This is a genomic window from Sporosarcina sp. HYO08, from assembly GCF_001563475.1.
In the GTDB taxonomy this organism is placed as follows: Bacteria; Bacillota; Bacilli; order Bacillales_A; family Planococcaceae; genus Sporosarcina.
This window is the reverse complement of record NZ_LPUT01000029.1, coordinates 62,753-74,587: the sequence shown is the minus strand read 5'-3', so window position 1 is coordinate 74,587 and position 11,835 is coordinate 62,753. Positions and strand designations below refer to the sequence as shown.

9 protein-coding genes and 1 other RNA gene are annotated in these 11,835 nt (G+C 42.1%); 9 read left to right on the top strand and 1 reads right to left on the bottom strand.

Annotated features, from left to right (window positions below; all coding sequences use genetic code 11):
- The first annotated feature begins 13 nt into the window (after positions 1–13).
- The 9 genes from eno (at position 14) to AU377_RS13645 (ending at position 10,695) form a co-directional block, all read left to right on the top strand.
- Positions 14–1,309: a phosphopyruvate hydratase gene (gene eno / locus AU377_RS13680; RefSeq protein ID WP_067408336.1), complete on the top strand. Its 1,296-nt coding sequence runs from the start codon at positions 14–16 to the stop codon at positions 1,307–1,309.
- Between the two features lie 206 nt (positions 1,310–1,515).
- Positions 1,516–1,743 (top strand): preprotein translocase subunit SecG, encoded by a 228-nt coding sequence (gene secG / locus AU377_RS13675; RefSeq protein ID WP_067408335.1) that lies wholly within the window; start codon positions 1,516–1,518, stop codon positions 1,741–1,743.
- A 264-nt stretch (positions 1,744–2,007) separates the two neighbouring features.
- Entirely contained in the window at positions 2,008–2,754 is a 747-nt protein-coding gene (locus tag AU377_RS13670) for a carboxylesterase (protein WP_067408334.1), read from the top strand.
- A gap of 47 nt (positions 2,755–2,801) precedes the next feature.
- Positions 2,802–5,126, top strand: coding sequence for a ribonuclease R (gene rnr, locus AU377_RS13665; RefSeq protein ID WP_156450454.1), 2,325 nt, complete (start codon positions 2,802–2,804; stop codon positions 5,124–5,126).
- 123 nt (positions 5,127–5,249) lie between these two features.
- Entirely contained in the window at positions 5,250–5,717 is a 468-nt protein-coding gene (smpB, locus tag AU377_RS13660) for an SsrA-binding protein SmpB (RefSeq protein ID WP_067408333.1), read from the top strand.
- An 83-nt stretch (positions 5,718–5,800) separates the two neighbouring features.
- Positions 5,801–6,163: a transfer-messenger RNA gene (ssrA, locus tag AU377_RS13655) on the top strand.
- A gap of 291 nt (positions 6,164–6,454) precedes the next feature.
- Positions 6,455–6,604, top strand: a complete 150-nt coding sequence (locus AU377_RS15655; protein ID WP_172794070.1) for a hypothetical protein — start codon at positions 6,455–6,457, stop codon at positions 6,602–6,604.
- Between the two features lie 271 nt (positions 6,605–6,875).
- Positions 6,876–8,354 carry a YcdB/YcdC domain-containing protein gene (locus AU377_RS13650; RefSeq protein WP_067408332.1) on the top strand — a complete coding sequence of 493 codons (1,479 nt, stop codon included), beginning with the start codon at positions 6,876–6,878 and terminating at the stop codon, positions 8,352–8,354.
- 301 nt (positions 8,355–8,655) lie between these two features.
- Complete coding sequence (locus AU377_RS13645; RefSeq protein WP_067408331.1) at positions 8,656–10,695, top strand: cation:proton antiporter; 2,040 nt, start codon at positions 8,656–8,658, stop codon at positions 10,693–10,695.
- A 151-nt stretch (positions 10,696–10,846) separates the two neighbouring features.
- Here the strand turns inward: AU377_RS13645 and dapA are convergent, their stop codons facing one another.
- Positions 10,847–11,731, bottom strand: coding sequence for a 4-hydroxy-tetrahydrodipicolinate synthase (gene dapA, locus AU377_RS13640; RefSeq protein ID WP_067408330.1), 885 nt, complete (start codon positions 11,729–11,731; stop codon positions 10,847–10,849).
- Between the last annotated feature and the right edge of the window lie 104 nt (positions 11,732–11,835).

Here is an 11,835-nt window from a genome sequence, read left to right as displayed (position 1 = left end):
AGGGGAGACTGAAATGCCAATTATTACGTTAATTCAGGCGAGAGAAGTTCTTGATTCACGAGGAAATCCAACGGTTGAGGTAGAAGTGTTTACAGACAGTGGTGCATTTGGACGGGCGATCGTACCATCTGGCGCTTCCACAGGTGAATATGAGGCAGTAGAGCTGCGTGATGGAGACAAAGACCGTTATCTAGGTAAAGGTGTACTGAAAGCAGTTGAAAATGTTAACGAAATCATTTCTGAAGAACTAGAAGAAAGCTATTCGGTGCTCGATCAAGTCGTAATTGACAAAGCATTGATCGAACTAGATGGCACACCGAACAAAAGCAAACTGGGTGCCAATGCGATTCTAGGCGTGTCTATGGCAGTTGCTCATGCAGCGGCAGACTTTTTAGACATTCCGCTGTATCAATATTTAGGCGGTATTAATGCAAAACAGTTGCCGGTTCCGATGATGAACATTTTGAACGGCGGCGAGCATGCGGATAATAATGTCGACATTCAGGAATTCATGATTATGCCGGTTGGCGCAGAATCATTCCGCCATGGTTTACGAATCGGGGCGGAAATTTTCCACAGCCTAAGAGCAGTGCTCCAAGCAAAGGGCTTAAACACAGCTGTTGGCGACGAAGGTGGATTTGCACCAAACTTATCTTCGAACGAAGAAGCATTATCTACAATTATTGAAGCGATCGAAAAAGCTGGCTACAAACCAGGTGAGGAAATTCTGCTTGCAATGGATGTTGCAGCATCTGAATTTTATAATAAAGAAGACGGTTCTTACAATCTATCCGGAGAAGGTGTTGTCAGAACATCTGAAGAAATGGTGAATTGGTACGCTGAGCTATGCGACAAATATCCAATCGTTTCAATTGAAGATGGCTTAGATGAGAACGACTGGGCAGGTCATAAACTGTTAACAGATCGAATTGGTAAGCATGTTCAATTAGTAGGCGACGATTTATTCGTTACGAACACTGAAAAGCTTGCGCGTGGGATTGAAGAAGGTGTCGGCAACTCTATTCTCATCAAAGTAAACCAAATCGGTACGTTGACAGAAACCTTCGACGCAATCGAAATGGCAAAGCGTGCTGGCTATACAGCTGTTATTTCACACCGCTCAGGCGAATCTGAAGATACTACAATCGCTGACATCGCAGTAGCAACAAACGCTGGTCAAATTAAAACAGGCGCTCCTTCACGTACGGACCGTGTCGCGAAATACAACCAGTTGCTGCGCATTGAAGATCAGCTAGATGATACATCGGAATATTTCGGCGTGAAAACTTTTTATAACATTAAAAAATAAGTAGAGATTGTCCCAGAAGTGCCTAGCACCGCTAAACATTGTCAAAATTTCGTATCAATTTTCAATTACGATACTGTATTTAGTGTTCAATGGTGCCTGGCCCTTCGTTTGGCGGCAACCCCATTCAATTTTCCAAAAGGTTGTCACAACAAACTGTCTTTGGTAGAATAAAACTGTTGTGATGTTTCATTTGGAGGTGGAATTTAGTGTATACATTACTGATGACACTGCTCATAGTCGATGCATTGGCGTTAATTGCAGTTGTTTTATTACAATCCGGAAGTAGTGCAGGTCTTTCAGGAGCCATCTCCGGAGGGGCTGAACAACTATTTGGTAAACAAAAAGCGCGTGGGCTCGACCTTATTTTACAGCGGGTCACGATTATTTTAGCTGTTTTATTCTTTATCCTGACTATTGCCGTTATGAAATATTAACGATTGAATCGCCTGACCTTTCGATGGGTCGGGCATTTTTTTTAGTATTGGAAGCGTCCTGTGTATACATATTGAAAAATAACCTTAGGGGAATCCACTAGCTTGCGGGCAACTCATCGCTGTTTGAGGGTAACTCGAGACGGAATCCGGGCAACCTGTGGTGCTTTGGGGGCAACTCAAGCAGGATTCAGGGCAACCCACGGTATGTTGGTGGTAGTTTACTGACTTTCAACCTATATATATTATTAAGAAAGGATGTTTACATTGAGAATTTCTATTCCGAAACCATTCTTTTTTGAAAAAGGAAAAAGAGCTGTTTTATTACTTCATGGCTTTACAGGAACGTCAGCGGACGTCCGTATGCTTGGTCGTTTCTTAGAGAAAAAAGGATATACATCGCTTGCACCGCATTATAAAGGACACGGGGTGCCGCCGGAAGAATTGATCCACACGGGGCCGGACGAATGGTGGCAAGATGTGATGGATGGATATAACCAATTGAAAGAAGCCGGCTATGACGAAATTGCGGTCGCTGGTTTGTCACTTGGTGGCGTATTTTCTTTGAAATTGGGGTATAACATGCCTGTGAAGGGGATTGTCACAATGTGTGCACCGATGTCAATGCGCACAACAGACCTCATGTATGAAGGCGTATTAAAGTATGCATCCGATTATAAAAAATATGAAGGAAAAGACGCGGAAGAAATCGAAAAAGAAGTGAATGCCTTGCGGGATCAAACGATGCCTTCATTAAAAGATTTGAGAGAACTTGTTTACACTGTTCGTGATCACGTCGACCATATCTATGCGCCGCTGCTTGTCGTACAAGGTTCATTGGATGACGTCATTGATCCGGACTCTGCCAATATTATTTACACCCATGCAGAATCGACAGATAAGGAAATTAAATGGTACGAAAAATCTGGACATGTTATCACATTAGATGTTGAAAAAGAACAGTTACATGAAGATATTTATCAATTTCTAGAATCACTTGATTGGAATGTGTGAAAGCTAAGATAGTAGATCATGCTGTTACCAAAAAGGAGTGCTGCAATTTGGATAAATTCGAGGAAGATTTACAGCAGCGATTGCTGTCTTTAATGAGAGAAGAATCGTACAAACCGTTGACAGTGCAAGAGATTCAAGAACTTATGGGCATGGAGCAGGCGGCAGAATTTAAAGAGCTTGTGAAAATGCTCGTTCAATTAGAGCAAACAGGACTCATCATTCGTTCCCGTACGAATCGCTACGGTGTACCGGAGCGGATGAATCTTGTGCGTGGAAAGTTTGTTGGCCATGCGAAAGGCTTTGGATTTGTGGTGCCAGAAACGGAAGGCATGGACGATATTTTTATTCCGCCTCACGAAGTAAATAGTGCAATGAACGGCGATATTGTTCTTGTGCGTGTGGCAAATATGAGTGCGGGCGATCGGCGCGAAGGTGCGGTTATTCGGATCGCCGAAAGAAAAACAACAAAGATTGTCGGTACGTATCAAGACAACAGAGGTTTCGGCTTCGTTCTTCCCGATGATAAAAAGTTACCGATGGACATTTTTATTGAAAAAGGCAATTCGCTGGATGCAGTCGATGGCCATAAAGTTGTCGTCGAAATTACAGAATGGCCGAGCGAACTCAAATCCGCAACGGGTATTGTCGTTCAAATTTTAGGGCATAAAAATGATCCGGGCGTCGATATTTTGTCGATTATTCATAAGCATGGCATTGAAGTGGAATTTCCACCAGAAGTACTTGAGCATGCGAATCGTGTTCCGGATGAAGTGCAAGAGGAAGATTTGTTCAAACGTCGAGATTTACGCGAAGAATTGACGGTTACAATTGACGGCGCAGATGCAAAAGATTTGGATGATGCCATTTCGGTTACGAAAAATGATGATGGCAGCTACCAATTGAACGTTCATATTTCTGACGTCAGCTACTATGTGACAGAGCATTCTCCGATGGATGCAGAAGCGTATGAGCGGGGGACGAGTGTTTATTTAACAGATCGTGTCATTCCAATGCTGCCGCATAAGCTGTCTAACGGCATTTGTTCATTAAACCCTGGCGTCGATCGCCTGACGTTGACGTGTTCCATGACCATCGATCGAAATGGAAAAGTCGTGGATCATGAAATTTTTGAAAGTGTCATTCGCTCAAAGGAACGGATGACCTATACGGACGTCTATAATCTTATCGAGCAGCGAGATGAAGAGCTAACCGAAAAGTACGCACATATCGTGCCGATGATTATGAATATGGCTGATTTAGCAGCGATTTTAAGACAAAAACGGATGGATCGCGGTGCCATTGATTTCGACTTTAAAGAATCTAAAGTGTTAGTCGATGAAAAAGGCTGGCCGACTGACATTGTCATTAGAGAACGTACAGTTTCCGAACGGCTCATTGAGGAATTTATGCTCGCGGCGAATGAAGCAGTAGCGGAGCACTTTCATTGGCTTCAAGTACCGTTCATTTACCGTATTCACGAAGATCCAAAGGCGGAAAAACTGCAGCGTTTCTTTGAGTTTTTAACGAATTTTGGGATCGTTGTAAAAGGTACAGGCAACAAAGTACATCCGCGTGCATTGCAAGAAATTGTAGAATCGATTCACGGATTGCCGGAAGAACCTGTTATTTCTACAATGCTTCTGCGTTCCATGCAACAGGCGAAATATTTGGATGAAAGTCTCGGTCACTTTGGGTTATCCACCGAATTTTATACCCATTTTACGGCACCAATTCGACGTTATCCGGATCTGATCGTTCACCGGTTAATTCGCACATATTTAATCGAAAAAGATCTATCCCCTCAAACGGTCGCGCATTGGGGTGCACAGCTACCTGAAATTGCGGAGCATACATCGGAACGCGAGCGCCGTGCGGTAGATGCGGAGCGGGATACAGAGTCGCTAAAGAAAGCGCAGTTTATGTTGGATAAAATTGGTGAGGAGTTTGAAGGCGTTATTTCATCGGTCACAAACTTCGGCATGTTTGTTGAGTTGGAAAATACCGTAGAAGGTCTTGTGCATGTCAGCTATATGGTCGATGATTATTACCGATTTGACGATCGCCAAATGATGATGATTGGCGGGCACACTGGAAAGCAATTTAGAATCGGGGACGAAGTGACGATTCGAGTTGTGTCTGTGAAGCCGGAAGAGTCAGCCATTGACTTTGAAATTGTCGGGATGAAACAATCGTTCCACCGGACGAAAAAAGAGAGTCCAAAGGTCATTCATGCCAAAGGACAAAGAGGGGAATCCGACAAGCCCCGCAATGACAAAGACAAAAAGAAATCTGGCTCGTATAATAAAAAGAAGAAGTTTTATGAAGGTGTTGCGAAGAAATCGAAAAAGCAACGGCCGAGAAAAAGAAAATAATGCCGGAGTGGCACTTGCCTCTCCGGTCGCTTCGTTCTGTATCGGAAAACAGTTTGTAGAATGAAGCGGAAGCCGCAAGCTAAAAAAGGTGGCGGTGTATAATAAGATACAGGGGGAAAAAGCATGGCAAAAGGCCAAGGGAAATCTGTTGCAATGAATAAACGAGCAAATTTTGATTTTGCCATTGAGGAGACAATTGAGGCAGGAATTGTTTTGCAAGGTACAGAAATCAAATCAATTCGTAATGGGAAAGTTCAATTAAAAGATGCATTTGTACGGATTCGAAATAATGAAGCGTGGATTTCCAATATGCATATTAGTCCGTACGACCAAGGAAATCGTTTTAACCACGATCCGCTTCGTTCTAGAAAATTATTGTTGCATAAAAGACAAATCAATGCGTTAATTGGCAAGGTGAAAGAGCAAGGCTATGCCATTGTACCAATAAAAATGTACTTAAAAGATGGCTTCGCAAAAGTCTTAATCGGCGTCGGAAAAGGGAAGAAGCATTACGACAAACGAGAGGATTTGAAGAAGAAAGAAGCGAAGCGTGAGATGGAACGCGCATTCAAGGCAAAACAGCAGTATTGATTTTTTCATTAAAATCCTGTACAATAGATTTAGAAACTTGTTCAGAAGCCTTTTCATTAAGGCGATCCTGACATCCTCATATCGGGGACGTTACGGATTCGACAGGGGTCGTCTGAGCTTGAGTTGCGCGTCGGAGGGCTCGGCTCCGTCAGAAACGGCAGTTTATAATAACTGGCAAAACAAACAACAACTTAGCATTCGCAGCTTAATAGCTGACTGAATCTGCCTTTCAATTCCATTGCCCACGTGGCATTGTAAGGCTCAACTTTAGTGGGATACGCCGGCTGTTGCCTCCTGAGGCAGACGGAAGAGATTCGCAGGATAGCGTACAAGACGCCCTGATTGTCGGCATAATGCTACGCGAATCGCAAATAGACGATCTACACGCGTAGATGCTTGAGTGTTGGAGCCTCTGGACGCGGGTTCGACTCCCGCCGTCTCCATAATTTTATGGCTGATAAATGTAGTCGTAACAATGATTTAAAAGATAGGGGTATTGAACGGGAGCTAGACTCTTGGGCAATATCCCTATTTTTAAGTTATAGGATAGATAAAATGATTATTAATAAAAGTTTTGCTCGTTCATCTAAAAGTGCTAAGCACATTGGAATGAAAGTTCCTACACCATCAATCAATACACTACTGGAGGTAAAAGGTATACTTCAGTAAAATAAGGTACATTATATTTGTTGAGTAGGTTCTCTTTGAAGACGAGGAAAGAAAAGTAGGTGAACAAAGTGGGGAAATATCAATTGGATAACAAAGGTAAAGCGGCTGTGACAAAGTATCATGAAAAAAACAAGCCAACCAAATTTGATAAAAAGCAGCACCTTGAAAAAATACGTGCGGAGTATTTGAAAAAAAAGCAAAAACAAACAGATAAATAGTATGAATGAAAACATAGGAAGACCAAAACCTTCCTATGTTTTTCTTATTCGGAGTTTTTTGTTCAATTGATGATAGCGTTTATTCAAAATAATAACGTTGTAACAGGAGGCACTAGTTACAATGAATAGTATCTAAAATGATGAGTTTTTTGTCGTTCGAAATTTCGGCTTTGCGAGAAATGATAGGGCCCATTGGATTTCAAAAGACATCGTTTAATAAACCATTTATAATGATTTTATCTGACGAAGGAGAAGGGGCAGGGGATGGGGCATGAACAAGACAATTGATACATTAGCTAACTTATTAAAAAAAGATGTGACGTTTGTTCAAAGTGAAGAGGGGGACGATGCTTTTAAGGGGATTACGTACGAAATCTATGAAGAGGGCAATGAGGATCTGCTAGCGGTTTGTGTACTGGATCTAGCCGGAAATCTTGTCAACTACTACCAAATTGATTCGTACAAACAAGGGGATTTTATGAGCGGGGATATGCAGTCAATTGCCGAAAAGTTTATCAAAGCATTTTATCCGCAAGGGCTAGAAGAATATCTGCTTCAATCAATTATTGACTTAGATGAAACATATATCGTGACTTATGGAATAAAGGATGAAAAGTATGGCATTCAACTTCCGGGTATTGGGTTTTCACTCACCATTTCAACAGGTGGGGAAGTTGTACAATTTTGCTATGACCATGATCAGGTAGATATTGTGTATCCAGCACAAATGATTTCTGAAGCGGAAGCAAAAGAAAAATATGCATCCCTCGTTGATTTTGAACTGATCATTCGACAAACCGATACCGAAATTTATAAAAATGGGGATAATGCGTATCGACTTGTTTATGCACTAAAGAAAGCTGCCGTAGATATACCGACTTCAGGAGAAGAACCTGTCGTTGTGGAAGAAGGCAATTGCTACGAACCGATTCAGCAGCAAGATGGGCCAAGTGTATCTATCTATGAGTTGATCGGCATGACGGAAAACTACGTAAAGCTTGGAGAGCATGTAGATGAAGATCTTGTTATTAAAAAATGGAGGCATGTATCAATCCCACAACCAGAAGAAATTGATTTTACAGAGGCGTATGCGGAACAAATGATTACCATCCATTTTGATCGTGAAACGAACATGCCGACATTTATCTACAATGGTGAACAATGGCAAGGGGAACGAGTGCAACAAGCAGATAATGTTTTGCAAAAAAAAGCACTGGATTTCCTATTTAAAATATTTCCTGAAGCACACGAGCATTTCGTTATGGAAATAGAAGAAACGGAAGATGAAGAGTGGGCAGAAGCAATCGATGATGAGTTTGAAGGTAACGACGGGGAAGAATGGAATGACTTGGATGAGGGAAGTATGGAGGAAAATGAAGAAGAGGAGAAATCAATCGCCTTTTATTTTCAGTACCATGCAAATGGGGTTCCTGTTGAAAAAGTAACATGTATCCAAGTAGGGACCTACTCGGGAAATATTGTGAGTGCATCCATCGAACCTGTAAATCAAACATTCCTCGCGCAAATAAACACAAAACCAATACTCTCAAAAGAAGATGCAAAGAAACAATTCATGCGTAAATTGCATATGGAACTTTCCATGACATTGGCATATGACGAAGATGGAAAACCATTTTATCATCTAACCTATTTGCCTTCATTTCAAGAAACGATTGGGCATATCCAAATGATTGATGCTGAAAATGGGAAAGCATACTTTGTAGACATAGGAGACACACAGTTTTTTTAAAGGGCATCCTTGGAGGCCTTCCGATTCAACGATTGAATTGGAAGGCTTTTGCTGTGTCAAGAAGTAGAAAGCATTCGTAGAATAAGTTTTAACAGAAGGTCTAAGGACAAAATCTCTTAATAACCGCCTACATTAGCTGTTTTCTTGCCAAATACTTTTTTCTCTGGATTATCGAATGATTTTCAAATCTTTTTTCGAACTGGAATTTTTAAATCAAATATAGTACAGTGTTAATTCGTAAAAAATAATCAAAGATGCAAGTGATCAAGTTAGTGCTTTTTAAAAAAGTGAGGTTGAAATCATGTTGAATATTCCACTGCAGGGACCAGTTTTGATATTTGGTTTAGCTGTGTTAATTTTTTTGTTCTTTCCGATCTTAATGACAAAACTAAGGATGCCTGCGATTATCGGACCGATTGTGGCGGGAATTATCGTTGGTCCAAATGGGTTCGGACTCTTAGCACTCGATTCGACAATTGAGTTGCTTGGAACGGTCGGTTTATTGTTCATTATGTTTATAGCGGGGCTGGAGCTGGACTTTGACGGTTTTAAAAAGTACCGGAACCGCAGTATTTTCTTTGGAACACTTTCCTTTGGGATTCCTTTCATTCTTGGAATCGTCGTAGGGTTGTGGTTGGATCTTGGTGTCCTTCCAGCTATCTTATTTGGTACGATTCTTTCTTCCCATACGCTGCTTGGTTATCCTGCGGTGAGCCGCCTCGGGATTAGCAAAAATACAGCTGTCACGACGGCGATTGGCGGGACACTGTTAACAGATAGCTTGGCTATGCTTGTGCTGGCAATCGTAACGGGTGCATCCGCAGGCAATTTAACATTGGGGTTCTGGACATATTTGCTCGTTGCAACAGCTGTTTTTGCTGCTGGCGTTCTCGTGATTACGCCTTATTTGACGAAGTGGTTCTTTAAGAAATCCAATAATGAAGGTGCTTTAGAATTTAACTTTGTCATGGCAGTCCTATTTGTAGCTGGGGCCATCTCATTGTTTGTTGGCTTGGAACCAATCATCGGTGCATTCTTGGCCGGTCTTGCGCTCAACCGCTACATTTACGATCATGGACCATTAATGAATCGCATCAAATTTACAGCGAATGCATTGTTCATTCCTTTCTTCTTATTATCTGTTGGGATGATGATGGATCTGCGTGTGCTTGTATCTAGTCCTGATGCGTTACTAATTACGGCGTTAATTACCATTGTAGGGATTGTCGGTAAAGTGGCCGCAAGTTGGATTACAGGAAAAGTATATGGCTATTCCAAAGTGGAAACCGGTTTGATTTTTGGACTTTCCATTTCACAGGCAGCAGCAACATTAGCAGCGACGCTCGTCGGATTCCGTCTTGGATTGATTGACCAACAAATTGTCAATGCTGTTATTGTGATCATCTTATTAACTTGTATTATGGGGCCTTACTTCTCTGAAAAATATGCGAAGAAGCTGGCCATTTCACAAGATAAGGCGGTCCTGGATGAAACACTTTCTGAACGGATCTTAATCCCGCTTGCGAATCCTAATACAATGGAATCACTGATGGATATGGGATTTGTTTTAAAAAAGGCACTAAAGACGGATGAACCGCTGTATCCATTAACGATTGTTCAAAAGGATTTAAAAGAGGCCAGCAACGAAGTCACACATGCGGAAAAAATGCTCGGGCATGCTGTGATGTATGCAGCAGGAGCAGAGGTTCCTGTTAAGCTGGTAACACGGGTCGATCAAAATGTTGGTTGGGGGATTGAACGTGCGGCTACAGAAGAACAAATCACGACGATCATTGCAGGCTGGGATGGTGTGACTGAAGGCAACAACAAGACCTTCGGAAAAGTGATTGATAACTTTCTTGAACATACGTATCAGCGCTCGCTTATTACAAATATTAGCCAACCGCTAAATACAATGGATCGGGTCATTCTAATTCTGCCAAATAATGTTGTCTATAAACCAGGGTTTGAAGATGCAGTTGCCATTGTTAAGGACATTGCTTCCCAGTTGAGTACAACTGTTAAGGGTCTTGTTCTCCGTGACGACTTAGCGATCTATGAAAAAGTTTCTGGACGCGTGCAACCGAATGTGAAAATCGAGTTCGAATCCATTGACGGGTGGAATTCTCTTTATGAGCAGGGATTGAACAACCTTAAATCAACAGATCTTGTGATTGTATTAAGCGCTAGAAAAGGCACCGTGGCGTGGAATCAAGAATTGGAAATTTTGCCTAAGAAAATAGCTTCTTTGAATCACGGTAACTTTATCGTGTTCTATCCGACGGAAATGAAAGAAACTGACATTCGCGGATCGCGCGATACTGAAATCTCGACAGAATAGTTAAAGATGGAGCTGTTGTAAAACAAAGTGCCTGGCACCATTGCACACTAAATATAGTATCGTCATTGAAAAATGATACTATATTTTGACAGTGTTTAGCGGTGCCAGGCACTTTTAGAGACGCTTTTGGGACAACCCGATCTTTCGGTGATTAAACCGTCACTTCATCATAGTTAGTCAAAGTCTGCTTTAGCGAACGAAGTTGTTCATCGTTCAACGGAAGCATTGGCAAGCGGACGCCGCCAACCGGAATTCCTTTCAGGTTCAGTGCCGCTTTTACAGGCGATGGGTTTGGAGCCGCGAAAAGTGCGTTCATCGCTGGCAGTAGTTTGCGATGGTCTTTAGCTGCCTCATCGAGATGGCCGATTTTGAAATTTCGCATCATCGTTTGCATTTCATTTCCAAGAATATGGGACGTAACAGAAACGATGCCTGCGCCGCCGATCGTTAGGACTGGTAATGTCAAACCATCGTCACCGCTGTACAAAGCAAAACCTCTTGGCGTCCGTTCAATAATTTCGGCCATAGCATCCAAATCGCCGCTCGCTTCTTTGATGGCAACGATGTTTGGGATTTCGGCAAGGCGTACGACTGTGTCGACATCAATACTTGCGACCGTTCTTCCCGGCACATTGTAGAGCATGACGGGTAAAGAAGTGGACTCCGCAATTGTTTTGAAGTGTTGGTACATTCCTTCCTGGCATGGCTTGTTATAGTATGGAACGACAAGCATCACTGCATCGACACCCGTTTCTTCCGCTAACTTTGTTAGTTTGACGGATGCTCTTGTGTCATTCGAGCCTGTCCCCGCAATGACCGGCACTCTTCCATTTACAACATCTACCGTGAATTTGAATAATTCCACTTTTTCCTCGGTCGTTAATGTCGGAGATTCCCCTGTTGTGCCTGATACGACTAAACTGTCTGTCCCGTTGGCGATCAAATACTCAATCAAGTTTCTTGTCGCTTCAAAATCAATGTCTAACTGTTCATCAAAAGGCGTCACCATAGCTGTTACAATTTGTCCGAAATTCATTTTTTCTCCACATCCTATTCGTTTATTTTTATAAATAAAATAGAGGGAGAAGGGCAATTTGTAAATGAACGCAAAAAGCAACAACGAGGGGTCGTTGTTGCTTT